19 protein-coding genes are annotated in these 25,711 nt (G+C 71.8%); 11 read left to right on the top strand and 8 right to left on the bottom strand.

What is annotated here, in order from left to right; genetic code table 11:
* The first annotated feature begins 11 nt into the window (after positions 1-11).
* The 3 genes from AQI95_RS13430 (at position 12) to AQI95_RS13420 (ending at position 4,351) form a co-directional block, all read left to right on the top strand.
* Complete coding sequence (locus AQI95_RS13430; protein WP_067121945.1) at positions 12-1,577, top strand: phytoene desaturase family protein; 1,566 nt, start codon at positions 12-14, stop codon at positions 1,575-1,577.
* Positions 1,578-1,676: 99 nt separating this feature from the next.
* Positions 1,677-2,804, top strand: a complete 1,128-nt coding sequence (locus AQI95_RS13425; protein ID WP_067121943.1) for a nitronate monooxygenase — start codon at positions 1,677-1,679, stop codon at positions 2,802-2,804.
* Complete coding sequence (locus AQI95_RS13420) at positions 2,801-4,351, top strand: acyl-CoA synthetase (protein ID WP_067121940.1); 1,551 nt, start codon at positions 2,801-2,803, stop codon at positions 4,349-4,351. The genes AQI95_RS13425 and AQI95_RS13420 overlap by 4 nt, the downstream gene beginning before the upstream one ends.
* Before the next feature lie 4 nt (positions 4,352-4,355).
* On the opposite strand, the gene AQI95_RS13415 is transcribed toward AQI95_RS13420, so the two are convergent.
* The 3 genes from AQI95_RS13415 to AQI95_RS13405 form a co-directional block, all read right to left on the bottom strand.
* Complete coding sequence (locus AQI95_RS13415; RefSeq protein WP_067121937.1) at positions 4,356-7,265, bottom strand: ATP-binding protein; 2,910 nt, start codon at positions 7,263-7,265, stop codon at positions 4,356-4,358.
* Positions 7,266-7,447: 182 nt separating this feature from the next.
* On the bottom strand, positions 7,448-8,464 hold the full coding sequence (locus AQI95_RS13410; protein WP_067121934.1) for a (-)-alpha-amorphene synthase: 1,017 nt from the start codon (positions 8,462-8,464) through the stop codon (positions 7,448-7,450).
* Complete coding sequence (locus tag AQI95_RS13405) at positions 8,439-9,902, bottom strand: cytochrome P450 (RefSeq protein WP_079071238.1); 1,464 nt, start codon at positions 9,900-9,902, stop codon at positions 8,439-8,441. Before AQI95_RS13405 ends, AQI95_RS13410 begins: the two co-directional genes overlap by 26 nt.
* Before the next feature lie 235 nt (positions 9,903-10,137).
* On the opposite strand from AQI95_RS13405, the gene AQI95_RS13400 reads away from it, so the two are divergent.
* On the top strand, positions 10,138-11,634 hold the full coding sequence (locus AQI95_RS13400) for an acyl-CoA synthetase (RefSeq protein ID WP_067121929.1): 1,497 nt from the start codon (positions 10,138-10,140) through the stop codon (positions 11,632-11,634).
* 31 nt (positions 11,635-11,665) lie between these two features.
* On the opposite strand, the gene AQI95_RS13395 is transcribed toward AQI95_RS13400, so the two are convergent.
* From AQI95_RS13395 to AQI95_RS13375, 5 genes are all read right to left on the bottom strand, one after another.
* Positions 11,666-12,538 carry a TIGR03620 family F420-dependent LLM class oxidoreductase gene (locus tag AQI95_RS13395; protein WP_067121927.1) on the bottom strand — a complete coding sequence of 291 codons (873 nt, stop codon included), beginning with the start codon at positions 12,536-12,538 and terminating at the stop codon, positions 11,666-11,668.
* A 190-nt stretch (positions 12,539-12,728) separates the two neighbouring features.
* Positions 12,729-13,061 (bottom strand): ArsR/SmtB family transcription factor, encoded by a 333-nt coding sequence (locus AQI95_RS13390; protein ID WP_067123043.1) that lies wholly within the window; start codon positions 13,059-13,061, stop codon positions 12,729-12,731.
* Between the two features lie 99 nt (positions 13,062-13,160).
* Positions 13,161-14,465: a phenylacetate--CoA ligase PaaK gene (gene paaK, locus AQI95_RS13385; RefSeq protein ID WP_067121924.1), complete on the bottom strand. Its 1,305-nt coding sequence runs from the start codon at positions 14,463-14,465 to the stop codon at positions 13,161-13,163.
* Between the two features lie 191 nt (positions 14,466-14,656).
* Positions 14,657-16,498 (bottom strand): sulfatase, encoded by a 1,842-nt coding sequence (locus tag AQI95_RS13380; protein ID WP_244188728.1) that lies wholly within the window; start codon positions 16,496-16,498, stop codon positions 14,657-14,659.
* Positions 16,499-16,956: 458 nt separating this feature from the next.
* Positions 16,957-18,573 carry an acyl-CoA synthetase gene (locus tag AQI95_RS13375; protein ID WP_067121923.1) on the bottom strand — a complete coding sequence of 539 codons (1,617 nt, stop codon included), beginning with the start codon at positions 18,571-18,573 and terminating at the stop codon, positions 16,957-16,959.
* 189 nt (positions 18,574-18,762) lie between these two features.
* Here AQI95_RS13375 and AQI95_RS13370 point away from each other — a divergent pair, with 189 nt between their 5' ends.
* The 7 genes from AQI95_RS13370 to AQI95_RS13340 all read left to right on the top strand — a co-directional run bounded on the left by AQI95_RS13370 (position 18,763) and on the right by AQI95_RS13340 (position 25,583).
* Positions 18,763-19,563 carry a crotonase/enoyl-CoA hydratase family protein gene (locus tag AQI95_RS13370; protein ID WP_067121920.1) on the top strand — a complete coding sequence of 267 codons (801 nt, stop codon included), beginning with the start codon at positions 18,763-18,765 and terminating at the stop codon, positions 19,561-19,563.
* Between the two features lie 22 nt (positions 19,564-19,585).
* Entirely contained in the window at positions 19,586-20,527 is a 942-nt protein-coding gene (locus AQI95_RS13365) for a Zn-ribbon domain-containing OB-fold protein (RefSeq protein WP_067121917.1), read from the top strand.
* On the top strand, positions 20,524-21,576 hold the full coding sequence (locus tag AQI95_RS13360) for a thiolase domain-containing protein (protein WP_067121914.1): 1,053 nt from the start codon (positions 20,524-20,526) through the stop codon (positions 21,574-21,576). Before AQI95_RS13365 ends, AQI95_RS13360 begins: the two co-directional genes overlap by 4 nt.
* Positions 21,573-22,739 carry a thiolase domain-containing protein gene (locus AQI95_RS13355; RefSeq protein WP_067121911.1) on the top strand — a complete coding sequence of 389 codons (1,167 nt, stop codon included), beginning with the start codon at positions 21,573-21,575 and terminating at the stop codon, positions 22,737-22,739. The genes AQI95_RS13360 and AQI95_RS13355 overlap by 4 nt, the downstream gene beginning before the upstream one ends.
* A gap of 82 nt (positions 22,740-22,821) precedes the next feature.
* A complete protein-coding gene (locus AQI95_RS13350; RefSeq protein ID WP_067121910.1) occupies positions 22,822-23,064 on the top strand; it encodes a DUF397 domain-containing protein in 243 nt (80 codons plus the stop codon).
* 160 nt (positions 23,065-23,224) lie between these two features.
* Positions 23,225-24,127 carry a universal stress protein gene (locus tag AQI95_RS13345; protein ID WP_067121907.1) on the top strand — a complete coding sequence of 301 codons (903 nt, stop codon included), beginning with the start codon at positions 23,225-23,227 and terminating at the stop codon, positions 24,125-24,127.
* 211 nt (positions 24,128-24,338) lie between these two features.
* Positions 24,339-25,583: an extracellular catalytic domain type 1 short-chain-length polyhydroxyalkanoate depolymerase gene (locus AQI95_RS13340; protein ID WP_067121903.1), complete on the top strand. Its 1,245-nt coding sequence runs from the start codon at positions 24,339-24,341 to the stop codon at positions 25,581-25,583.
* Positions 25,584-25,711 lie beyond the last annotated feature (128 nt).

Raw genomic sequence — 25,711 nt, 5'->3', positions numbered from 1 at the left:
TACGAAGAACCATGGCTGCCAACGAGCACACCCGCACCTATGACGCCGTCATCGTCGGCGGTGGACACAACGGCCTGGTCGCCGCCGCCTACCTCGCCCGCGCGGGGCGTTCGGTGCTGGTGCTGGAACGGCTGGACCACACCGGCGGCGCCGCCGTCTCCACCCGCCCGTTCGCCGGCGTCGACGCCCGACTGTCCCGCTACTCCTACCTCGTCAGCCTCTTGCCGCAGAAGATCGTGCGCGATCTCGGGCTCGACTTCCGCATCCGCGCCCGCACCATCTCCTCGTACACCCCGGCCGAACGGGACGGCCGGCCCACCGGACTCCTCGTCGGCGGCGGCGAGCAGGCGACCCGTCAGGCCTTCGCCCGGCTGACCGGCGGCGAGCGCGAGTACACGGCCTGGCAGCGCTTCTACGGCATGACCGCGCACGTCGCCGAGCGGGTCTTCCCGACCCTCACCGAGCCCCTGCCCACCCGTGACGAGCTGCGCCGCCGCATCGACGACGAGAGCGCCTGGCGCGCCCTGTTCGAGGAGCCGATCGGCGTCGCCGTGGAGGCGGCCTTCGACGACGACCTGGTCCGGGGCGTGGTCCTCACCGACGCCCTGATCGGCACCTTCGCCGACGCCCACGACCCCACCCTCGTCCAGAACCGCTGCTTCCTGTACCACGTCATCGGCGGCGGCACCGGCGCCTGGGACGTGCCCGTCGGCGGCATGGGCGCCCTCACCGACGCGCTGGCCGCCGCGGCCCGCTCGGCCGGCGCGGTCCTCGCCACCGGACACGAGGCGGTGCGGATCGCCACCGACGGACACACCGCCGAGGTCGCCTACCGCACCGCCGACGGCGAGGGCGTCGCCGCCGCCCGGCACGTCCTGGTGAACGCCTCCCCGCAGGAGCTGGCCGCCCTCGCCGGGGAGCCGGCGCCCGAGGCCGCCGAGGGCGCCCAGCTCAAGGTCAACATGCTGCTCACCCGGCTGCCCGCACTGCGCGACCCGGCCGTCGACCCGCGCGAGGCCTTCGCCGGCACCTTCCACATCGCCGAGGGCTACCGCCAGCTCGCCACCGCCCACGCGCAGGCCGCCGCCGGAGAACTCCCCGCCGTCCCGCCCTCCGAGATCTACTGCCACTCCCTGACCGACCCCACCATCCTCGGCCCCGACCTCGCCGAGCGCGGCTACCAGACGCTCACCCTGTTCGGACTGCACACCCCGGCCCGCCTCTTCGACCGGGACAACGACGCCGTGCGCGAGGAACTGCTGAAGTCCACGCTCGCCCAGCTCGACGCCCACCTCGCCGAGCCCCTGGCCGACTGCCTGGCCACCGACGCCGACGGCCGCCCCTGCATCGAGGCGAAGACCCCGCTCGACCTCGAACGCGACCTGCGGCTGCCCGGCGGCAACATCTTCCACCGCGCCCTGTCCTGGCCCTACGCCCAGCCGGACACGGGCCGTTGGGGAGTGGAGACCCGGCACCCGAACGTCCTGCTGTGCGGCGCGGGCGCGGTGCGCGGAGGAGGAGTCAGCGGGGTGCCGGGCCACAACGCGGCGATGGCCGTCCTGGAGGCAACCGCGTAACCCGCCGCGCGTGTCGGGAGCGTGAGCCGGCGCCAAAGAATCTGACGGAACGTCAGGGAACCTCTTCCGTCGTCCGGCCGGCTGCGGCATCCTGCGCGCATGCAGACGGAGCTGAGCAGGAAACTGGGAGTCGAGCACGCCGTCTTCGGCTTCACGCCGTTCCCCGCCGTCGCCGCGGCCATCAGCCGGGCCGGCGGTTTCGGCGTGCTCGGCGCGGTCCGCTACACCGCCCCCGACGACCTCAAACGCGACCTCGACTGGCTCGACGCGCACGTCGACGGCCGGCCCTACGGACTCGACGTCGTCATGCCGGCCAAGAAGGTCGAGGCCCCCAAAGATCAAACACTGACGGAGGCCGATGTCGAGGCCATGATCCCCGAGGGGCACCGGCAGTTCGTGCGCGAGACCCTCACCCGGCACGGGGTCCCCGAACTGGCCGAGGGGGAGGCCTCCGGGTGGCGCATCACCGGCTGGATGGAGGAGGTCGCCCGCACCCAGCTCGACGTCGCCTTCGACCATCCGATCAGGCTCCTCGCCAACGCCCTCGGCTCCCCGCCCGCCGACGTCGTCGCCCGCGCCCACGACCGGAACATCATGGTCGCCGCCCTCGCGGGCAGCGCCCGGCACGCCCGCAAGCACCAGGAGGCGGGCATCGACATCGTGGTCGCCCAGGGCTACGAGGCCGGCGGCCACACCGGTGAGATCGCCACCATGGTGCTCACACCCGAAGTCGTGGAGGCCGTCGCCCCCCTGCCCGTTCTCGCGGCCGGAGGCATCGGCAGCGGACAGCAGGTGGCGGCCGCCCTCACACTCGGCGCCCAGGGTGTGTGGCTGGGCTCTGTATGGCTGACCACCACAGAGGCCGATCTGCACACGCCCGCCCTGACCCGAAAGCTCCTCGCCGCCGGGTCCGGCGACACCGTCCGCTCCCGCGCCCTCACCGGCAAGCCCGCACGCCAGCTCCGTACCGAGTGGACCGACGCCTGGGACGACCCCGCCGGACCTGGCACCCTGCCCATGCCGCTGCAGGGCCTGCTGGTGGCCGAGGCGGTCTCCCGGATCCAGAAGTACGAGGTCGAACCGCTGCTCGGCACTCCCGTCGGCCAGATCGTCGGCCGCATGAACAGCGAACGCAGCGTCCAGGCCGTCTTCGACGACCTCACCCGCGGCTTCGAACGGGCCGTGGACCGCATCAACCGCATCGCCGGAAGGAGCGGCCAGTCGTGAGCACACCCCCCGCCGGATTCTGGGCCCAGGCCGCCCAGCACCCCGACCGCACCGTCCTCGTCGCCCCCGACGGCGAGCAGTGGACCGCCGGACGTCTGCACAGCGCCGCCAACCGCCTCGTCCACGGGCTGCGCGCGGCCGGACTGCAGCGCGGCGACGCCTTCGCCGTCGTCCTGCCGGGCGGCGTCGAGTTCGTCACCGCCTATCTGGCCGCCACCCAGGCAGGCCTCTACCTGGTCCCCGTCAACCACCACCTCGTCGGCCCCGAGATCGCCTGGATCGTCGCCGACTCCGGCGCCAAGGTGCTCATCACCCACGAGCGGTTCGCCGACGCGGCCCGCGCCGCCGCCGACGAGGCGGGCCTGCCCGCCACCCACCGGTACGCGGTCGGCGATTCGCCGGGCTTCAGGCCGTACGCCGAACTCCTCGACGGGCAGCCGGAGTCCGCGCCCGGCGACCGGGAGCTCGGCTGGGTCATGAACTACACCTCCGGCACGACGGGCCGCCCGCGCGGCATCCGCCGCCCGCTGCCCGGAAAGACGCCCGAGGAGGCCTATCTGGGCGGCTTCCTCGGGATCTTCGGCATCAAGCCCTTCGACGACAACGTCCACCTGGTCTGCTCGCCGCTCTACCACACGGCCGTCCTGCAGTTCGCGGGCGCGTCCCTGCACATCGGCCACACTCTGGTGCTGATGGACAAGTGGACCCCCGAAGAGATGCTCCGCCGCATCGACACCCACCGGTGCACCCACACGCATATGGTCCCCACCCAGTTCCACCGCCTGCTGGCCCTCCCGGACGAGGTGAGGGCCCGCTACGACGTCTCGTCCATGCGGCACGCCATCCACGGCGCCGCCCCCTGCCCCGACCACGTCAAACGGGCCATGATCGACTGGTGGGGGCACTGTGTGGAGGAGTACTACGCGGCCAGCGAGGGCGGCGGCGCCTTCGCCACCGCCGAGGACTGGCTGAAGAAGCCCGGCACCGTCGGCAAGGCCTGGCCCATCAGCGAACTCGCGGTCTTCGACGACGACGGCAACCGCCTCCCGCCCGGCGAACTGGGCACCGTCTACATGAAGATGAGCACCGGCGGCTTCTCGTACCACAAGGACGAGGCCAAGACCCGCAAGAACCGCATCGGCGACTTCTTCACCGTCGGCGACCTCGGCTACCTGGACGCGGACGGCTACCTCTTCCTCCGCGACCGCAAGATCGACATGATCATCTCCGGCGGGGTCAACATCTACCCGGCCGAGATCGAGTCCGTGCTGCTCTCCCACCCGGCCGTCGCCGACGCGGCCGCCTTCGGCATCCCGCACGACGACTGGGGCGAGGAGGTCAAGGCCGTGGTCGAACCGGCGCCCGGCCACGAGCCCGGCCCGGCCCTCGCCGCCGCCCTGCTCGACCACTGCGCGGGGCAGCTCGCCGGCTACAAGCGCCCGAGGAGCGTCGACTTCACCACCGAGATGCCCCGCGACCCCAACGGCAAGCTGTACAAGAGGCGGCTGCGGGACCCGTACTGGCAAGGGCGCACGCGGCCCCTGTGATCCCTCAGGGGCGAGGGCGCGGAAGGTTCTCCAGTGACCTGGCCAGGCCGGCGGCGTCGGTGCCGATCTTCCGGTAGACGCTGGACAGCAACTGCCGCACCCCTTGCTCGGTGAGGTGCAGTTCCTTGGCGGTCACCTCCACCGAGCGTCCCTGCACGGTCAGTTCGGCGGTACGACGCTCCTGGACGGTCAGGGTGTCCGCCTGCGCGTACCGCAGCGGCAGCGGGCGCATACCGGCCGCCGAGAGTTCTGCCCTGGCTCGGGCGGCGAGCGCCTCGGCCCCGCAGTGGACGGCGCCTTCCAGGCCTTGGTAGAGCCGGTCGGCGGCCTCCTGCAGCCGCCCGGCCCGGGACAGCGCGGCACCGTGACCGACCTGGGCGCGGGCGAGCTCGTAGGCGGCGGGCGACTGCTCCAGATGCTCGACGGCCTCCGCGTGGAGATCGACCGCCGCCGGTCCGCCGGTCACCTCGGCGAGGGTGTGCAGGGCCTGGCCGATGGTGGCGGCGGCGCCGAAGTCCCGGGCGCGCTTCACGGCGTCCCCGGCGTGGCGGACCGCCTCGTCCGCGGCGGTGGGGGCGAGCGCGGAGGCCAGGCGGAGCTGCCACGGGCACCAGGCCGGGTTCCGCCAGGCCCGCCTGTCCAGCCAGTCCCCGACCGAGGACAGCAACGGCACCGCTTCGGCGTGCCGTCCCTCGGCCAGGAGCAACTCCGCGTACACGGTACGGGGATCGGGATAGATGACGGCGTTCAGAGTCGTCTCGCCGAAGCGGTGCTCGTCGGCGAGTGCGCGTGCCTCGGTGACGCGCCCACGGGCCAGCAGGGTCTGGATCAGGACGCTGACGGCGTACCACCGGGCGGCCACGACCCCGTCCACCTTGTCGGCGATGCGCAGGCCTTCCCTGACCAGGTCCTCGGCCTCGGCCAGGCAGCCGCGGTGGTAGCGGACGTATCCGGCGATGCTCTGGCCGAAGGCCAGGTGGGAGCCGTGCCACCCCTTGCCCGCGCACTCGGCGATCCCCTTCTCGAACAACTCCTCGGCCCGGTGCGGCTGGTCGCCGTACATGAACACCAGGGCGACCGAGAGGGGCACCTCGAAGCCCCGGTTCTCGTCGGTCCAACTCATGCCGCCGCGCAGGGAGTTCTCTGCGTACGCGAGGGCGGTCTGGCGCGGCTCGCCGCGCAGGACGGCATCCCAGGCCCGCAGTCCGAGGATGTAGCGCTCCTCCAGGCTGCGACCGGGCAGCTGCTCGGCCAGACGCGCCAGTGTCCGGGAGCGGGCGGGGGAGTCGGGATCGTCCGCGCGCATCGTGCTCCAGACGAACTGATCGGCCTGCATGCGCAGTTTGACGCGGGGGTTCGTGGCCTGGCGTGCCTCCTCGGCGGCCACCGTCACGGCCTCGGCCATCTGATCGGTGTGGGCCAGCGCGGTCGTCAGCCGGTAGACGATGGAGGCACGCAGGTCAGGGTCTACGTCGGGCTCCGCCAGCGCCTGGCGGAGATGCCGCACCGTGGCCGTGGGCTCGATCAGGAAGGTGGCGCACGCGAGTTCGTGGAGGAGCGCGGCGCGGTCCTCGGGCAGGGGCGGCTCCTGCAGCGCGCGGGTCAGCAGGCGCCGGGCGGCCTCGGTCGCACCGGCGCGCAGGTACTCGCGAGCGGCCTCGCGCAGACATGCGACCGTCTCCGGGCTGCCCTCGCAGGGGACCTCCAGCAGGTGCCGGGCGGCGGCGGTGGGGCCGTATCCCGCGTCCAGCACGGCCTGCGCGGCGGCGTTGTGCAGACCGACGCGGAAGCCCGTGCGGATGGACCGGTAGATCGTCGTGGCGACCAGTGGGTGAAGGAACTCCAGCTCGCCTTCGGGTCCGTGGCCGTCGGCGAGGATCCGGGCCGCGCGCAGGTCCTCGGTCGCCTCGGTGACGGCCTCGTCGCCGAGCACCGCGATGGTCGCGGCGAGCTGCGGGGAGAAGGGCGAACCCAGTACGGCCGCGGTGTGCGCGAAGCGGACGGTCGCCGTGCCGAGCCGTTCCAGCCGCTCGACCAGTCCCGGGCCCTTGATCGCCGCGGCGAGTTCACGCATCACGGGCAGGTCGTCCTCGGTGCCCCTCACGTTCCGCTCGGCGAGCCCGATGGCGAGCTCCACCGCCTCGAAGGGACTCCCTGCGGTGGCCGACCAGCATTCCTTGCAGAACACGTCCTCGGCTGCCTCGCCGACCTTGTTCCTGATGATCTGCGCCACCCCGTCGGCCGTCAGGTGCGGCAGATCCTGGGGGTGGTCCCCGTGGTGTCCGACGAGCGTGCGCAGTTCGCTCGCTTCGGACGGCAGCTCGTCGGGCCGGTAGGCGACCACGATCAGCAGGGGAAGGTCGTCGACCCGGGAGGCGAACGAAGCGAGCCAGCTCAGGGATTCGGCGTCCGCCCAGTGCAGGTCGTCCAGGAGCAGGACGACGGGCGCCTTCTTCATGGTGAGTCGCGTCATGACCCAGTCGAGACCCTCGCGGACCCCGGTCGGGTCCGGTGCAGGGGCGGGGCCTTTGGCTTCGAGACCGAGCACGGCGGCCATGACGTCGTACCAACTTCCCAGGAAGGCGCGGAGTTCCGCCCCCTCCATCCGCGCCAGCCAGGGCTGCACCAACTGGCGCACGACGCGGAATGCCGACCCCTGCTCCTTCTCCCCGCCTCTGCCCGACAGCACCGTGACCCCGGCTGCCGCGGCCCGGTCACGTGCTTCCGTGATGAGTGCCGTCTTGCCCAGCCCGGCCGGTCCACTGAAGGCGAGCAGCCCCCGGCGCCGCGCTCGCGGCACCCCGTCCGTGGTGCGACGCAGCTCCTTGAACGCGGCGTCGAGGGCCTGAAGTTCCCGGCGGCGCTCGATCAACGTCCTTTGCTCCGTGACCGGGTGCCGCGGCTCCATCGCCATGTGCCGTACCGCCTTCTGTCGCTCGGCTCGGGGGGAGCCGAGCGTACGCCTCGACGAGGTGGGGGAGGACGGATTGGGCACTATAGGATGAAAACATCGACGGTGAGTGGGAGAACGCCCGATCAGTGGGTAGGAGGCCTGGATGGACGCCTCCCCGAGGCACCGGAACGTGTCCGTGCCCCCTACGGCAGGACGGGCACCAACGCCGCGTCCGCGTAGCGCGGGACCGTGCGGGACCAGTCGTAGCACCCGCGGATCCAGCCGATCATGCCCTCCACGCAGCCGAGACCGGCGGGGCTCAACTCCGGTGCGATCAGCGCGTAGAGCTCCTCGAACTCCTCGATCGTGCTGTTGATCTCCTGGACGGCCAGGAGGACGGCGGTCTGCAGAGAGCATCCGCGTTCGCGCTGGTGGGCCAGGGCCACGTTGATCAGTTCGCCCGCGCGCTGCTCCTTCACCGCCGAGAACAGGTCGGCCGTCCACACCGCCGCGTCGGCCGACAGCCGGCTCAGTCGCCGTACGACGGGGTGGTGGACCTCGGCCGCGGCCGGTTCGCGTGGCTGGGCGGCCTCGTACAGAGGGTAGAACGGCTCGACGCCCGCGGTCAGCGACCGGATGGAGAGGCAGTCCCGGGTCCGCAGAAGGAGCGGTTGGGCCTGGGCCACCGCCTCGTACAGCAGGCCGTGTACGTATTCACAGCTCTTCCAGGCCCACCGCGCGGCCTGCGCGGGTGTGCTCCGTTCCCGGACCTGTCGGTAGAGATCGGCCAGGGCCGCGCCGAGGGGAGTGCCGGGCCGCCGGCCGTCCCGCAGAATCGCGACGCTCTCGCACAGCATGGGCACCAGCGCGGCGGGGGAGCACCGGCCGACGCTCTCCGCACGGTCGTCGAAGACGAACTGGTAGGCGATCTGATGAGCCACGATCTGAAGGAGACCCAAATCCAGGGCGGGGCTGGTGTAGGACGCGAGTTCGGCGGGGCGCGTGCGGGCGATCATCGCGGGCACACCTGGTTCCGCCATCAGTCCCCACTCGTCCAGCCATGCCTCGACACCGGCCGCGGCTTCGGCCTCATGCGGGTTGTGCCGGAACGGGAAAGGCATGTGGAGGTGGGTGTCGATCAGGTCCCTGAGGTTGGAGACCGGTTTTCCGTCCGGTGCGCCGAGCGCAATTTCCTCATGCGTTGTCGACAACGTGCTCACCTGCCGTTCGGGATTCCGATGTGCGAGGGGCGGCTGTTGCTCGGGACGTGGGCGAGGCGGCGGCGGGCACACGGGAACGGGGTTCGCAGATCATGACCAGGGAACGCGGTCCCATCGTGATTCCGGGACGCGGTGTGCGTTCGACGTACCCCGGCAGATGGCGCAGGCGCACGCGGCCGGCGATGGTCGCGAGCGCCAAGGTGGCCTCCACCATGGCGAACTCGTCGCCGAGGCACTTGCGGTTGCCCGCGGAGAACGGCATCATCGCGCGGCGCTGTTCTGCGGTGGGCCGCCCCGGCAGCCAGCGGCCGGGGTCGAAACGCTCGGGGTCGGGGAACGACGAGGGATCGTGGTGAAGGAGGTGGGGGCTGTACAGGACGGCGGCGCCCGCGGGCAGACGGCACCCGGCGAGTTCCGTCTCCCTGGTGGTGACGCGGGTGAAGAGCCAGCCGGGGGACGAGTGGCGCAGCGTCTCGGAGACGACGCACCGGGTGTGGACGAGGTGCGGCAGGTCCTCGGGACCGGGCCGTCGGCCTTCGCCGAGGACGGAGTCGAGCTCGGCGTGCAGGCGGCCCTCGGCCTCCGGATGGCGGGCGAGCAGGCTGAAGGCGCTGGACAGGCACAGTGCCTGGGTCTCGACGCCGGTGAGCAGCAGCGTGATCAGGTGGTCGTGGACCTCCTGGTCGGTGATCGGCGCCGGCACGCCGTCGCCGCGCGTGGCCGCCAGCAGCGTTCCCAGCACGTCGTCGCGGTCGGCACCGCGGCGGCGCTCCGCGATCACCGCGTCGATGATCGTGTGCAGGCGGGAGAGCGCGCGCCGATAGCGGCGGTTGGCGGGCACGGGGAGGCGGAACAGGGCGTCGATCGGTACGACCGTGCGGACGAAGAGACCCCGGACGACATCGGTGAGACAGTCCCGCACCTCGGCGGTCGTCGCGTCGTCCAGCGAGTCGGAGAGGAGCACACGGCTGATCACACGGGTCGTGAGGGTCATCATCGCCTCGGTGACGGGAACCGGCCGCCCCGTCGGCCACGCGTCGCACACCGACTCGGCCTCCTGGGCGACGAGGTCCGTGTACGCGGCCACGTGCGAGGGGCGGAAGCCGGGCTGCAGCAGCCTGCGCTTGTCCCGGTGCGTCTGCTGGCGGCAGGTGACGATACCGTCCCCCATCAGTTTGCCGAGCCTGTCGTACAGCGGGCCCCCTTTGTCGAAGGTGTGCGGGTCCATGAGCACCTCGTGGGTCAGCTCCGGGTGGCACACCATCCAGGCGCGCTGGGGGCCCAACCGTATTTCGACGAGATCCCCGTGCGCGGGCAAAGAATTCAGAAACGCCAGCGGCCGACGGTAGAAGGCGATACCGTGACCGAGGAGTGGGAATATGCCGGGAGCAGTACCTGTCGTCCACGTTCGTTTCTGTTCAGGCACAGCGAGACTCATGGATACCTCCTGCCCAACGTGGCGCGTGAAATGTGCGAAGGACTTCGGACTTGGCGTCTGAGACTTGTCCTGCCCAAGTTCAACGGTGCTTGCTTTCCGGAAACCTTTCTCCAAAGGGGCGCACAGGAGCACACCGAAGCAAAAAGTTGCATTCGGTGAACGACCGTTGATGCTTTGTGCTTCGACGGCACACGATGCTTGACCAGCCTCCGTGACGGACCGAGGATCATGAGCCATGACGCAGGGACATGGCAGCACGGTCGACGGGGTGCTGCGGCGCAGCGCCCGACGCACCCCGGCCCGCCTCGCGGTGGAGTACGGCGAGCGCCGCTGGACGTACGAGGAACTCGACGACGCCGTCTCCCGAGCGGCCTCGGTGCTGCTCGCGCAGGGACTCGCGCCCGGCGACCGCGTCGGCGCCTACGGCCACAACTCCGACGCCTACCTCATCGCGTTCCTCGCCTGCGCCCGAGCGGGCCTGGTCCATGTGCCGGTCAACCACAACCTGACCGGGGACGACCTGGCGTACCTCGTCGGCCAGTCCGGCAGCACCCTCGTCCTCGCCGACCCGGCCCTCACCGGCCGACTCCCGGACGGCGTAGGGACGTTGCCGCTCCGGGACGCCGACGGTTCACTCCTCGCCCGGCTCGCGGACACGCCCCCCTACGACGGGCCGGAACCCCGCACCGACGACCTGGTGCAGTTGCTGTACACCTCCGGTACGACCGCCCTGCCCAAGGGCGCGATGATGACCCACCGGGCTCTCGTGCACGAGTATCTGAGCGCCATCACCGCGCTCGACCTGAGCGCCGGCGACCGGCCCGCACATGCGCTGCCGCTCTACCACTCGGCCCAGATGCATGTGTTCCTGCTGCCCTACCTCGCCGTCGGAGCCACCAACGTCATCCTGGACGGGCCCGACGGGGACCGGCTGTTCGACCTCGTCGAGAAGGGCCGCGTGGACAGTCTGTTCGCGCCGCCCACGGTGTGGATCGGCCTGGCGGGCCGGACCGACTTCGCCACCCGTGACCTCGGCGGTCTGCGCAAGGCCTACTACGGCGCGTCGATCATGCCCGTCCCCGTGCTGCGGCGGCTGCGGGAACGCCTGCCCGCACTCGCCTTCTACAACTGCTTCGGGCAGAGCGAGATCGGACCGCTGGCCACGGTGCTCGGCCCCGACGAGCACGAGGGCCGGCTGGACTCCTGCGGCCGGACCGTGCTGTTCGTGGACGCGCGCGTCGTGGACGACAAGGGCGAGGACGTGCCCGCGGGCACGCCCGGCGAAATCGTCTACCGCTCACCGCAGTTGTGCGAGGGCTACTGGGACAAGCCCGAGGAGACCGCGGAGGCCTTCCGGGACGGCTGGTTCCGCTCCGGCGACCTCGCCGTGCGCGACGCCGACGGCTACTTCACGATCGTCGACCGGGTGAAGGACGTCATCAACTCCGGCGGCGTCCTGGTGGCCTCACGCCAGGTCGAGGACGCCCTGTACACCCATGAGGCCGTCGCGGAGACCGCTGTGATCGGCTTGCCCGACGAGCGGTGGATCGAGTCCGTCACCGCGGTCGTCGTCCCGCGCGGCGAGGTGACCGAGGACCAGCTCATCGCGCATGTGAAGCAGAAGCTCGCGCCCTTCAAGGCGCCCAAGCGGGTGCTGTTCGTCGACGAGTTGCCGCGCAACGCCAGCGGAAAGATCCTCAAGCGCGAACTGCGGGACCGCTTCAGCGGCTAGCCGAGGCCTTCGGCGGGTCTTCGGCGGGCCTTCAGCGGGTTGTCGGCGACAGCAGGGCGTCGGCCAGCAACCGCCAGTGCGGCAGCGCCGATACGCCCGGCGCCACGCCGATCACCTGCACGGCGACGTGATCGGCACCCGCCGCCACCTGCCCGTGGAGCTTTCGTACGACCGTGTCCGGGTCGCCCCAGAACACCAGGTCGTCCACGAAGCGGTCGCTGCCGCCGCCGGACAGGTCGTCGTCGGTGTAGCCGAGCCGGCGGAACTTGGCGATGTTGTACGGGGTTCGCAGGTAGCCGTGCAGATGCTCGCGCGCGACGGCGCGGGCCCGGTCCGGGTCGGACTCGAACAGCACCGCGTGCTCGACGGCCAGGAAGGAGTCCGGGCCGAGGATCTCCCGTGCCCGCGCGGTGTGGTCCGTGTTCACGTGGTAGGTCTGCGCACCGTCGGCCCGGTCACGGGCCAGCTCCAGCATCTTCGGGCCGTACCCGGCCAGCAGGCGCCGGACGGGCCGTGCCGGGCGGGGGTTGGGCGTGTCCATGGAGTCCAGCTCGTCGAGGTAGGCGGCCATCGCGGCGAGGGGCTTGACCCCCGGGCGCGGCTGCCCGCCGAAGCCCAGGCCGAGCACATGCCGCCCCGGATGGGCATCCGCGAGCAGCAGGGCGGCGCCGTACGTCCAGCGGGCCTCCCGGGACCAGATCCGGGCGATGCCGTTCACCACGGTCAGCCGCCGGGTGGACGCCAGCAGATGGCCGGCGTGGGTGAACGCGTCCCGTCCGAGCAGCTCCGGGATCCAGACGGCCGGCCAGCCCAGCTCCTCCAGTTCCCGCACCGCATCCCGGATCTGTGCGGCCGGCTGGTGCTCGAAGTCGAAGGTGTAGATCCCGAACGTGCCGAGGTCCATGGGTGTACTCCCTCGCAGGGCGATCGAATCTGTCGATCGAAATATCGCAGATTAACGATTTGAAGCGCAAGCGGGTGCGGGGCGGATCCTCGGGGGTGCCGGGTGCGTCGTGGGTGCCGGTGGGTGCCGGTGGGTGCCGGTGGGTGACGGCGAGGGTCGCCCGGAGCCGGAGCCGGAGCCGGAGCCGGAGCTAGAGCGTCTGTCCCAGCTCCGCGACCAGATCGGCGATGCGCTGCTCGTCCCGCTTGTAGTGGGTCCACTTGCCCACGCGGGTGGCCCGGACCAGACCCGCGCGCTGGAGTTCGGCCATGTAGGCCGAGACCGTCGACTGGGCCAGGCCCGCCTTGGCCTGGATGTGGCTCACGCACACACCGACCTCGGCCGGATCGGCGATGGCCGTCTCCATCGGGAAGTGCCGCTCGGGCTCGCGCAGCCAGCGGAGCATCTGCAGCCGCATCGGATTGGACAGCGCCCGCAGCGCGTTGACCAGATCCTGGTCCGGGAAGGGGGTGGTGTCCGTCATGCCTTCGGAGTATAGGACCGCGACGATGTTTCGAGGTACGTCGATGCGATCACGGCCGGCCACCGGGCCTCCTGCCCGGTGGCGCGGGCGCGGGTGGCCCTATCCGGCGTCCCGCTGCCGCAGGTCCACGATCCGGCGGATCTTGCCGACCGAGCGCTCCAGCGACTCCGGCTCCACGATCTCCACGTCGACGGACACCCCGACGCCGTCCTTCACGGCCGCGGCGATGGACCGGGCCGCCGCGTCCCGGGACTGCGGCCCCGCGTCGGGGCGTGCCTCGGCCCGGACGGTGAGCCGGTCCAGCCGTCCCTCACGGGTCAGCCGGAGCTGGAAGTGAGGGGCCACGCCCGGTGTGCGGAGCACGATCTCCTCGATCTGTGTCGGGAAGAGGTTGACCCCGCGCAGGATCACCATGTCGTCACTGCGTCCGGTGATCTTCTCCATCCGCCGGAACGCCCGTGCCGTACCGGGCAGCAGTCTGGTCAGGTCCCGGGTGCGGTACCGGATGATCGGCATGGCCTCCTTGGTCAGCGAGGTGAACACCAGCTCGCCCTGTTCACCCTCCGGCAGTACCTCGCCGGTGATCGGATCGACCACCTCCGGATAGAAGTGGTCCTCCCAGATCGTCAGCCCGTCCTTGGTCTCCGCGCACTCCTGGGCCACCCCCGGGCCGACCACCTCGCTCAGCCCGTAGATGTCGACGGCGTCGATGGCGAACCGCTCCTCGATCTCGCGCCGCATCTCCTGGGTCCAGGGCTCGGCCCCGAAGATGCCCACGCGCAGCGAAGTGGCACGCGGATCGACGCCCTGGCGCTCGAACTCGTCCAGCAGCGTGAGCATGTAGGACGGGGTCACCATGATGATGGCGGGTTCCAGGTCGCGGATCAGCTGCACCTGCCGGGCCGTCATACCGCCGGAGGCCGGGACGACCGTACAACCCAGGCGCTCGGCACCGTAGTGGGCGCCCAGCCCGCCGGTGAACAGCCCATAGCCGTAAGCCACATGCACGATGTCACCGGGACGTCCGCCGGCCGCCCGGATCGAGCGCGCCACCATGTCGGCCCACATGGAAAGATCGTTGTCCGTGTAGCCGACCACTGTGGGGCGGCCGGTGGTGCCGCTGGAGGCGTGCAGCCGACGGATCCGTTCGCGTGGCACGGCGAACATGCCGTACGGGTAGTTCTCCCTGAGGTCGGCCTTGGTCGTGAAGGGGAAGCGGGCCAGGTCGGCGAGGGAGCGGCAGTCCTCCGGTCGGACGCCGGCCTTGTCGAAGGACGCCCGGTAGAACGGCACGTTGTCATAGGCGTGTCGTAGTGAGGTGCGCAGTCGCTCCAGCTGCAGTTCCCGCAGTTCCCCGGGCCCGAGCCGTTCGCCCGCGTCGAGCAGGTCCGTCGTGTCCGCCATCGCGTCGTCTCCCTCGCCATCCTCACATACCGGACGACCGATCATTCGGTCGATCCGCACTGGGCCAGTAATTCAGGCCATGCGGCTCCGGACAAGAGGGTTGCGAAGATTTTCTGCACCGGCCCGCACCGCCTCGCACCGGTCCGCACCGGCCTGAACCGGACCATGGTCGTGTGGAGTTACGACGGGAACTACTGCCCCCGCCCGGATCCGCCCGGCTGCGGCCCGAACGCCCGCAGGAAGCGGTTGCGGAAGCTGTTCATCGCCCAGATGGGTGCGTTCGAGGCGGGCTTCAGGCCCTCCGTCCAGCCCCAGCCGGAGATCCGGTCCAGCACCTTGGGGTCGTGGGCGACGAGGGTGACCGGCACGTCCTTGCGGGGACTGTTCGCGGTGACGGTCGGCACGGGCTGGTGGTCGCCCAGGAAGACCAGGACCGTGTTCTCATTGCCGTACCGCCGCAGGAACCCGACGAGGCTGTTCAGCGAGTACTCGATCGACGTGCGGTACGCGGCGCGCACGCTCTCCGGGTTGCCCCAGACCTCCTTCTCGGTCGAGCCGCCCCGCCTGACCTGCTGGAAGACCGAGCCGTCGCCGAGCGCCGCCCAGTCGACCAGGTGAGGCACGGGCGCCCACGGATAGTGGCTGGAGGTCAGGATGATCTCCGCCATCAGCGGACCCCGGCCCCGCCTGCCGAACTCCCGCCTCTGGAACGTCTCCAGGGCGAACTGGTCCGGCGCCTGCGACCAGCCGAAGTCCGGCCCGTGGTAGTCGAGGTGATGGCCGTCGTAGATGTGGTCCAGGCCGAAGAAGCGGCCCTCCGGCCAGGCCACCAGCACCCCGGGCACGATCCCCGCCGTGCGCCAGGCGCCGGACCTGCGGAAGGAGCCCGTGAGGGTCGTCCGGTCGCTGGAGGTGAGCGTGCGGAACCGCTGCTGGTTGTTGATCCACAGGCCGGACAGGAACGTCGAGTGGGCGAGCCAGCTGCCGCCACCGGTCACCGGCGAGCGCAGCCAGCCGCTGCGCGCCCGGAATCCGGCGGCCGCGAGGGTCTCGGTGCTCCGCTTGAGCACGGCGTCGATCCGCGGGGCCATCGCCGGGTCCTCGATCGCCGAACGGCCGTAGCTCTCGATGAACGTGAACAGCACATCTTTGCCGCGCAGACCGGTCAGCAGCTGCCCCGGGGGCGTGTGGGCGAAGGCGTCGACGGCGGCCTCGCGCCGGAAGAGGCGTGCGTCGGCGAGGGAGAGGCGCACCTGCTCGACGCGGGTGCCCAGGAGATCCGCGTCGAGCGTCGAGGCGACCGGCACGCCACCGCTGCGCAGGCCGAGCACGACGCAGGTGATCCAGGCGGTGCTCAGCACCAGGACGACACGGACGGCTCGGGCGCGGTGGCGGGCCATCAGGGCGGTCAGCCGCACCGTCGCACCGGCGGTGAGGGCGAGGACGGCGATCGCGAGGAGCGGCGCGCCGGCGAGCGCGGCCAGCTCGCCGGCGCGGCCGGACGTCTCGCGCAGATAGTCCGCCGCGCTGCCCAGCAGACCCCAGTCCAGCACCGGATCGAAGGGGCGGTACAGCACCGAGTAGAAACCCACGTCGAGGCATTTGAGCAGGGTGACCAGGCCGATCAGCGCGCCGACGGCCATGGCGCCGACCCGTCGCGGCCGGGGCGGCAGCGCGAGCAGCACGGCGGCGAGCAGAACGCCCTCACCGGGCAGACGCAGGAACGCGGTCGGCGTGAGCCGGTCGGGTTGGTTCGGCAGCAGCAGGGCGGCCAGGAGCAGAGCGGCGGCGAGGACGGTCACCCCGACGGCCACTCCCCGCCCGACACGGTCCCGCCCCCCGGCCCGCCCCTCCCACGCGGACGCGCCCGGCACGCCACGATCCCGCCCGGCGAGCCGCAGGACCTGTACGGCCAAATCCCGGGCGATGCGGGTACGCCCACCGAGCCGTCGGGCCCACGCGGTCGCGCCCCGCGCGACGCGCCCGCGTTCACCGACCGGCTCGGGCGCCACTGCCTCCTGCGCCTCCAGCACCGAAGTGCCTTTGGCCTGCCCCGGTCCAGCAGCGCCTGCGGCCTCCGCCGGCCAGCCGGACCCCTCGATTACGGTGGCGCCGCCGACATTCCCGGCTCCCACCGGCCCCGCAAGCCCCCGAGGCTCCGCCGTCCCGGCAGCACCGACGGCTTCCCCCGACCAGAACGCATCCCCAGCCGGTCGTGGCTCTGCCGCATCCCCAGCCCGCTCCGGCCCGGCAGGTCCCCCGTCCTCTCCCGCCCCGTTGCGTGGCTCGTGGGGGCTTGCCGGGAGGTGATCAGGCGTGGGGTGCGTCACCCGCAGATCCTTCCGTGCGTGGCCGGTGCCGGTGCGGTGCGGAAGGCCGGGACCGGCGTCGCTCGACCGATCGACGGTCACCGAGCGTGGCCGGGTGGGCGTCGATCGTGCGCACAGAGTAGTCCTGCGGGGCGGAGAGGGCGGGGGGACACCCCGGGGTGCTACCGCTGGTCGGCGGCCACCGCCACCTCCCGCGCCCACCGGTAGTCCGCCTTGCCGCTCGGGGACCGCCGGACGGAGTCCGTGATCACCAGCTGGCGGGGGATCTTGTAACCGGCCAGCCGGGTACGGCAGTGGCTCTGGATGTCGTCGAGCGAGAGCCGCGCCGCTCCCTCCCGCAGCTGCACCACGGCCGCCACATGGTTGCCCCAGGTGGCGTCCGGCACCCCGGCGACCAGCGCGTCGTACACGTCCGGATGCGCCTTGAGCGCCTGCTCGACCTCTTCCGGGTAGACCTTCTCGCCTCCGGTGTTGATGCACTGCGAGCCCCGGCCGAGCACGGTGACCACGCCGTCCTCGTCGACCGTCGCCATGTCGCCGAGCAGGACCCAGCGCTGCCCGTCCTTCTCGAAGAACGTCTCGGCGGTCTTGCGCGGGTCGTTGTAGTAGCCGAGCGGGACATGGCCGCACTGGGCGACCCGGCCGATCTCGCCCGTCGCGACCGGCTCGTACGTCGCCGGATCCACCACGCGGGTACGGGAGTTGACCCTCAGCCGGAAGCCGCGCTCGGGACCGGAGTCCTCCGTCGCCGTGCCGTTGAAGCCGGACTCGGAGGAGCCGAAGTTGTTGAGCAGCACGGCGTTCGGGACCAGCTCCCGGAACTGCCGGCGCACCGTCTCCGACATGATCGCGCCCGACGAGGACACGCTGAACAGGGCGGAGCAGTCCGTGCCCTTCAGCGGCCCGCTCAGCGCGTCGATCAGCGGCCGGAGCATCGCGTCGCCGACCAGCGACATGCTGGTGACCTTCTCCTTCTCGACGGTCCGCAGCACCTCCTCCGGCACGAACTTGCGGTGCACGACGACACGTTGGCCGAAGTTGAAGCCGATGAACGCGGTCAGCGTCGAGGTGCCGTGCATCAGCGGGGGAGTGGGGAAGAAGGTGATGCCGTGGCCGCCGGCGGCGACCCGCTCGGCCAGCTCCTCCGGCGTCTTCACCGCCTCCCCGGTCGGCGCCCCGCCGCCCAGCCCGGCGAAGAACAGGTCCTCCTGGCGCCACATCACACCCTTGGGCATGCCGGTCGTGCCGCCGGTGTAGATGATGAACTGGTCGTCCCCGGAGCGGGCCGGGAAGCCCCGCCCGGGAGCGCCGCCGGCCTCCGCGTCCGCGAACGCCACGGCCCCGGGCACCGAAGACGCCTGCGGGCCCACCCGCAGCAGATGCCGCAGCCGGGGGACCCGTGGCAGCGCGCCCGCCACCCGGTCCGCGAACTCGGCGTCGAAGACCAGCGCGACCAGATCGGCGTCCCGGTAGAGGTACACCAACTCCTCTTCGACATAGCGGTAGTTGACGTTGACCGGGACGACCCGTGCCTTCAGGCAGGCGAGCACCGTCTGCAGGTACTCGACCCCGTTGTACAGGTGGAGGCCCAGGTGTTCCCCCGGCCGGATCCCGCTGTCGAGGAGATGGTGGGCGATCCGGTTGGCGGCCGCGTCCAGCTCCGCGTACGTCAGACGGCGTTCCGCGCCGGTGCCGGGACGGTCGACGTACACGAGCGCCTCGCGGTCCGGGACCACGTCCACGACCGACTCGAACAGGTCGGCAAGGTTGTACTCCACCGCTCCTCCTGACCCCGGCAGCCCCGACGAAGAAAAGGTGAGAACCGTCGCTTCGCCGGTCATCAGAGCAAAGGCCGCCGCAACTGTGAAGCCCTCGCGCCAAGAAATCTGACTGTCTGTCAGAAAACCCTTGAAGTGCCTCCCCGCCTACTGCAACCTGTTCTCGTTCTCACCGAGGGGAGAAAGCCCATGGGCGGGACGGAACACCTCACCGTGCGGCGCGAGGGTGCCACACTCGTGCTCACGCTCAACAGGCCCGACGCCAAGAATGCGCTCTCGATCGCGATGCTCGTCGGCCTGTACGACGGCTGGCTGGAGGCCGACGCGGACGACGGGATCCGCTCGATCGTGCTCACCGGGGCCGGCGGCTCCTTCTGCGCCGGGATGGACCTGAAGGCGCTGGCCGGGAACGGCATGCAGGGCGAGCACCACCGCGACCGGCTCAAGGCCGATCCCGACCTGCACTGGAAGGCGATGCTGCGTCACCATCGCCCGCGCAAACCGGTCATCGCCGCCGTCGAGGGGTACTGCGTCGCCGGCGGCACCGAGATCCTCCAGGGCACCGACATCCGGGTCGCGGGCGAGTCCGCGACGTTCGGCCTCTTCGAGGTCAGACGCGGGCTGTTCCCGATCGGCGGCTCCACCGTCCGGCTGCAGCGCCAGATCCCGCGCACCCACGCCCTGGAGATGCTGCTCACCGGACGGCCGTACACCGCCCGGGAGGCCGCGGACATCGGCCTGATCGGCCATGTCGTCCCCGACGGCACCGCGATCGGCAAGGCCCTGGAGATCGCCGAGCGGATCAACGCCTGCGGTCCGCTCGCCGTCGAGGCCGTCAAGGCGTCCGTGTACGAGGCCGCCGAGATGACGGAGACCGACGGCCTCGCGGCCGAACTCGCGCGCGGCTGGCCGATCTTCGACACCGCCGACGCCAAGGAAGGCGCCCGCGCCTTCGCGGAGAAACGGCCCCCCGACTACAAGCGCGCCTGACCCGCCGAAGGAGTCCCCCAGGATGCCCGAAGTGCTCCGAGCCCCTCTCGTCGTCGAATTCCCCTTCACCCGCTCCCTCGGCCCCGTCCAGAGCGCCTTCCTCACCGGCCTGCGCGAACGCGTCGTCCTCGGCGTGCGGACCGGCGACGGACGCACCCTCGTCCCACCCGTCGAGTACGACCCCGTTACCGCCGAGGAGATCCGCGACCTGGTGGAGGTCGCCCCCACGGGTACGGTCACCACCTGGGCGTGGAACCACGAACCGCGCCGCGGCCAGCCGCTCGACACCCCGTTCGCCTGGGCCCTGGTCCGGCTCGACGGCGCCGACACCGCCCTGCTGCACGCCCTCGACGCCCCCGGCCCGGCCGCCGTCCGCACCGGCATGCGGGTGCGCATCCGCTGGGCCGCGGAGCGCACCGGCGCCATCACCGACATCGCCTGCTTCGAGCCGTACGAAGGAGGAGCCGGGCAGCCGACCGGTCACACCGGCGCGTTCGACGAGCCGCTCAGCGGGATCGTCGCCCCGGCCCGCCTCGACTACACCTACTCACCCGGCCGCGCCCAGTCCGCCTACATCCATGCCCTCTCCGAGCAGCGGACCGTCGGCGAACGCTGCCCCTCCTGCCGCAAGGTGTACGTCCCGCCGAGGGGTGCCTGCCCCACATGTGGCGTGGCCACAGCAGAGCAGGTCGAAGTAGGTCCCCGCGGCACAGTCACCACCTTCTGCATCGTCAACATCAAGGCGAAGAACCTCGACATCGAGGTGCCCTACGTCTACGCGCACATCGCCCTCGACGGCGCCGACCTCGCCCTGCACGCCCGGATCGGCGGCGTCCCCTACGACCAGGTCCGCATGGGCCTGCGGGTCGAACCCGTGTGGACCGAGGGCGCCCGCTACCCCGACCACTACCGGCCCGCCGGTGAACCCGACGCCGACTACGACACCTACAAGGAGCTGCTGTGAACCGGGAGATCGCGGTCGTCGCCTTCGCCCAGACCGACCACCGGCGCTCCACCGAGGAGTCCTCCGAGGTCGAGATGGTCATGCCGGTGCTGCACGAGGTCCTGGCGCAGACCGGCCTCAGGGCCGCCGACATCGGCTTCACCTGCTCCGGTTCCAGCGACTACCTCGCCGGCCGCGCCTTCTCCTTCACCCTCGCCCTCGACGGCGTGGGCGCCTGGCCGCCGATCTCCGAGTCGCACGTGGAGATGGACGGCGCCTGGGCGCTGTACGAGGCCTGGACCAAACTGCTCACCGGTGACGCCGACACCGCCCTCGTGTACTCCTACGGCAAGTGCTCGCCCGGCTCGGTGCGGGACGTGCTGACCCGCCAGCTCGACCCGTACTACGTAGCGCCCCTGTGGCCGGACTCCATAGCTCTGGCCGCCCTCCAGGCGCAGGCCCTCATAGACGCCGGCCACACCGACGAGCCCGCGCTGGCAGCCGTCGGCGCCCGCAGCCGGGCGGACGCGGAAGCCAACCCGCACGCCCAGGTCAAGGGCGGCAGCATCCCCCAGGGCGACTACGTCGTACGGCCCCTGCGCACCGGCGACTGCCCGCCCGTCGGCGACGGCGCCGCCGCCGTGATCCTCGCGGCGGGGGAACGGGCCCGGGAGCTGTGCGAACGGCCCGCCTGGATCCGGGGCATCGACCACCGCATCGAGGCACACGGGCTCGGCGTCCGCGACCTCACCGACTCGCCGTCCGCCCGGCTGGCCGCCGACAAGGCAGGCGCCTTCGAACGGCCCGTCGACACCGCCGAGTTGCATGCGCCGTTCACCGCCCAGGAGGTGATCCTGCGCAGGGCGCTCGGCCTCGGCGACGACGTCCGCGTGAACCCCTCCGGCGGGGCGCTGGCCGCCAACCCCGTCATGGCCGCCGGACTGATCCGCATCGGAGAGGCCGCCGCCCGCATCCACCGCGGCGCGTCCGACCGCGCCCTCGCCCACGCCACCTCCGGCCCCTGTCTGCAGCAGAACCTGGTCGCCGTACTCGAAGGGGATCCACGATGAGCAAGGAGCCCGTGGCCGTCGTAGGCGTCGGCCAGACCAAGCACGTGGCCGCCCGCCGGGACGTCTCGATCGCCGGACTCGTCCGCGAGGCCGCCCGACGCGCTCTCGAGGACGCAGAGGCGACCTGGGCGGACATCGACGCCGTCGTCATCGGCAAGGCGCCCGACTTCTTCGAGGGCGTCATGATGCCCGAGCTGTACCTCGCCGACGCGCTCGGCGCCGTGGGCAAGCCCATGCTGCGGGTGCACACCGCCGGCTCGGTCGGCGGGTCCACCGCGCTGGTGGCCGCGAACCTGGTCGCCGCCCGCGTCCACGGCACGGTCCTCACCCTCGCCTTCGAAAAGCAGTCCGAGTCGAACGCCATGTGGGGCCTGTCCCTGCCGATCCCCTTCCAGCAGCCCCTCCTCGCCGGCGCCGGCGGCTTCTTCGCCCCCCATGTACGCGCCTACATGCGGCGCAGCGGCGCACCCGACACCATCGGCTCCCTCGTCGCCTACAAGGACCGGCGCAACGCGCTGAAGAACCCCTACGCCCACCTCCACGAGCACGACATCACCCTGGAGAAGGTCCAGGCCGCACCCATGTTGTGGGACCCCATCCGCTACTCCGAGACCTGCCCGTCCTCCGACGGCGCCTGCGCCATGATCCTCACCGACCGCGCCGGAGCCGCCCGCGCACCCCGGCCGCCGGCCTGGATGCTCGGCGGCGCCATGCGCAGCGAGCCGACCCTGTTCGCGGGCAAGGACTTCGTCTCCCCGCAGGCCGGCAAGGACTGCGCCGCCGACGTCTACCGCCAGGCCGGCATCGCCGATCCGCGCCGGGACATCGACGCCGTCGAGATGTACGTGCCGTTCTCGTGGTACGAGCCCATGTGGCTGGAGAACCTCGGCTTCGCCGCCGAGGGCGAGGGCTGGAAGCTCACCGAGTCCGGCGTCACCGAACTCGACGGCGATCTGCCGGTCAACATGTCCGGCGGAGTGCTGTCCACCAACCCCATCGGCGCCTCCGGCATGATCCGCTTCGCCGAAGCCGCCCTCCAGGTGCGCCGGCAGGCCGGGGAGCACCAGCTGGACCGCGCCCGCAAGGTCCTCGGGCACGCCTACGGCGGCGGCTCCCAGTTCTTCTCCATGTGGCTCGTGGGGGCAGAGCCCCCTGAGTCCTGAAAGTCGTTCCCACGTGGCCTGTTGGGCATCGTGAGCGGTCGCTAGGCTGGCCCGCGGACGACGAACCGGGAGGAGCACGGACGTGGCCGAGAGCACGATCCAGCAGCAGCCGCTCACGGGCTGGGACAAGCCGGAGCTGGACCTCAGCAACGCCGAGTGGCAGTCCAGCAGCCGAGGTCTGGGCGATGTCCAGATCGCCTTTGTCGAGGGCTTCATCGCGATGCGCAACAGCGGCCGTCCGACGAGCCCATCCCTGATCTTCACGCCGGCGGAATGGGGAGCCTTCGTCTCCGGCGCCCGGGAGGGGGAGTTCGACCTCACCTGATCCCGCGCGACCGCCCGCCGCGGAAAGGCCACCGGCAGCCGAACCGGGGGTGTTCCGCGCCGTTTTCCGGACACGCGACCAGCAGGGCCCCGCTGGGGCGGACGCCTGCGTCAGGCTGGTCCCAGCAAGGGGAAGGTCGTGTTCCGAAAGGTGAGGAACGATGAGCACTGCACCCGTCATCGCCGCGGTCGACGGTTCGCACGACAGCCTGCGCGCGCTGGAGTGGGCCTTCGACGCCGCCCGCCGCCGCGCCGCACCGCTGCGGGTGGTGCACGTACGGCAGTACGCCGCCTGGGGCCAGGCCGACGTACTCGTCGCCGGGCCGCCCGAGGCGGAGGGCGACCCGGTCCTGGACGACGTGCACGCCCGGCTCGCGGACCGCGGCGCGGAACCCGCGGTGGAGTACGTCGCCCTGGAGGGCGTCCCGGGTGCCGTCCTGCCCGAACTCGGCACGGACGCCGCGTTGTTGGTGCTCGGCTCCCGGGGCCGCGGCGGCTTCGCCAGCCTGCTGCTCGGTTCCAACGGCCTCGCCGCCGCCCGGGACGCCGAGTGCCCGGTGGTCGTCGTGCCCCGGCCCGACCGGCAGGTCCACGGGGACGGGCCGGCCGACCCCGGGCCCCGGGTGGTCGTGGGCCTGCACGTCGACAGCCCCGACGACGCCGCCCTCGCCCTCGCCTTCGCGGAGGCCGCCCTGCGCGGGGCCCGCGTGCAGGTGATCGCCGCCTACCCGTGGCCGGTGCAGACATGGTCCGCCCCCGGACAGATCCTGCCGCCCCAGGTCGACCGGGACGCCGTCGAGCAGGAGACCCGCGCGCTCGCCGAGGGCTTCCTCGCCCCGCACCGCAAGCGGCACCCCGAGGTCCGCGCCGACGCCGAGGCCCTGCCCGGCGACGCAGCCGGCCATCTCGTCGCCGCCTCCAAGGACGCCGAACTCGTCGTCGTCGGCCGGCACCGCAGGCGCCTGCTCTCCCCCGCCCGCATGATGGGCTCGGTCACCCAGGCCGTCCTGCTGCACGCGGCCAGCCCGATCGCCGTGGTGCCACCGGGAGCCTCCGAGGAGTGAGGCGGGCACCGGCTTCAGGCGCGGCCGAACGCACGTAGCAGACCGCACGGGGCCCCGCAATCCGCCCGGTACCGACCGGCAGGGACACGGCTGTGGTGTCCCGCGCCATGGTGCCGTGCCACACAGGTACATACGGTTCCGCCACGCCCGACGCTCCAGGCGCCGACCCGCGCACGAGCGGCCGGGACACCTGTCCCCGGAAGGAGCCGCCATGCCCCTGCCTGCGTTCCGCACGGCGCCCGGAGCGCCGCCCCGTGCGCGTCTGCTGTCCCGCCTCCTCGCGGTGGTCGCCGTCGTCCTCGGCACCGCGCTGGCCGGCCCGTTGCCGTCCGCCCGGGCGTCCGTGGCGCTCACCGAGGTGAGCGACTTCGGATCCAATCCCGGCGCCCTCACCATGTACGTGTACCGGCCCGCGTCCCTGCCCGCGCACCCGCCGGTCGTCGTGGCCCTGCACGGCTGCACCCAGAGCGCACAGGTCTACGCCGACAACTCCGGACTGCCCCAACTCGCCGACCGGGACGGCTTCCTGCTGGTCTTCGCGCAGACCTCCACCGCCAACAACCCGAGCCGGTGCTTCAACTGGTTCCAGACCACGGACAACCGGCGCGGACAGGGCGAGGCCCTCTCCGTCCGGCAGATGGCGGGCCAGGCCGTGACCGCCTACGGCGCCGACCCCCAGCGGGTCTACGTCACCGGCCTGTCCGCCGGCGGCGCCATGACCGCCGTCATGCTCGCCACCTACCCCGACGTCTTCTCCGCCGGCGCCGTCGTCGCGGGCCTGCCCTACGACTGCACCCAGGACAACAGCCCCTACACCTGCATGAACCCCGGCGTCGACCTCAGCCCCGACGCGTGGGCCCAGCGGGTACGGGACGCCTACCCGTCGTACACCGGAGCGTGGCCGCGCACGGCCGTCTGGTACGGCGACCAGGACACCACGGTCGCCCCGCGCAACGCCACCGAGCTGCGCGACCAGTGGACGGCCCTGCACGGCCTCTCCCAGACCCCGACCCGCAGTACGACCATCGGCCCCGACGCCACCCGGCAGGACCAGTACCTGGCAGCCGACGGCACGGTCGCCGTCGAGGTCGACCGGGTCCCCGGCATCGGCCACGGCACCCCGGTGGACCCGGGCACCGGCACGGAGCAGTGTGGCAGCACCGGCGCCCCCTACTTCCCGGCCTCGATCTGCTCCAGCCTCTGGATCGCCCGGTTCTTCGGCCTGGACACCTCCGATCCGGGCGGCGGCAGCGGCGGCGGCGGTGGCACCGGCGCCGCCTGCTGGACGGCGAGCAACTACGCCCAGGTGCAGGCCGGGCGAGCCACCACCAGCGGCGGCTCCACCTACGCCAAGGGGTCCCAGCAGAACATGGGCCTCTACAACACGTTCGTCACCCACACACTGAAGGAGTCACCTGCGGGCTACTTCACCATCGCCGACAGCGGCTGCCCCTGACACCAGGTCAGCCACACCCGGTCATGGTGGTGTCCGACAACGCTGCCGGGGCCGCCTTCATGGCGGCCCCACATATGTCCGCCACCCCCATGCCGCCCCTAGCCTCCAGCGCACTCACCTCACCGCCG

The organism is Streptomyces yokosukanensis (assembly GCF_001514035.1).
GTDB lineage: Bacteria > Actinomycetota > Actinomycetes > Streptomycetales > Streptomycetaceae > Streptomyces > Streptomyces yokosukanensis.
Note: the sequence above shows the minus strand (reverse complement) of the source record. Positions and strands in the feature narration are given on the sequence as shown.

Coding starts and splice junctions, on each gene's coding strand:
- AQI95_RS13430 (WP_067121945.1), top strand. CDS start 12: ATGGCTGCCAACGAGCACACCCGCACCTATGACGCCGTCATCGTCGGC.
- AQI95_RS13425 (WP_067121943.1), top strand. CDS start 1,677: ATGCAGACGGAGCTGAGCAGGAAACTGGGAGTCGAGCACGCCGTCTTC.
- AQI95_RS13415 (WP_067121937.1), bottom strand. CDS start 7,265: ATGGCGATGGAGCCGCGGCACCCGGTCACGGAGCAAAGGACGTTGATC.
- AQI95_RS13405 (WP_079071238.1), bottom strand. CDS start 9,902: ATGAGTCTCGCTGTGCCTGAACAGAAACGAACGTGGACGACAGGTACT.
- AQI95_RS13400 (WP_067121929.1), top strand. CDS start 10,138: ATGACGCAGGGACATGGCAGCACGGTCGACGGGGTGCTGCGGCGCAGC.
- AQI95_RS13395 (WP_067121927.1), bottom strand. CDS start 12,538: ATGGACCTCGGCACGTTCGGGATCTACACCTTCGACTTCGAGCACCAG.
- AQI95_RS13390 (WP_067123043.1), bottom strand. CDS start 13,061: ATGACGGACACCACCCCCTTCCCGGACCAGGATCTGGTCAACGCGCTG.
- paaK (WP_067121924.1), bottom strand. CDS start 14,465: ATGGCGGACACGACGGACCTGCTCGACGCGGGCGAACGGCTCGGGCCC.
- AQI95_RS13370 (WP_067121920.1), top strand. CDS start 18,763: ATGGGCGGGACGGAACACCTCACCGTGCGGCGCGAGGGTGCCACACTC.
- AQI95_RS13365 (WP_067121917.1), top strand. CDS start 19,586: ATGCCCGAAGTGCTCCGAGCCCCTCTCGTCGTCGAATTCCCCTTCACC.
- AQI95_RS13355 (WP_067121911.1), top strand. CDS start 21,573: ATGAGCAAGGAGCCCGTGGCCGTCGTAGGCGTCGGCCAGACCAAGCAC.
- AQI95_RS13345 (WP_067121907.1), top strand. CDS start 23,225: ATGAGCACTGCACCCGTCATCGCCGCGGTCGACGGTTCGCACGACAGC.
- AQI95_RS13340 (WP_067121903.1), top strand. CDS start 24,339: ATGCCCCTGCCTGCGTTCCGCACGGCGCCCGGAGCGCCGCCCCGTGCG.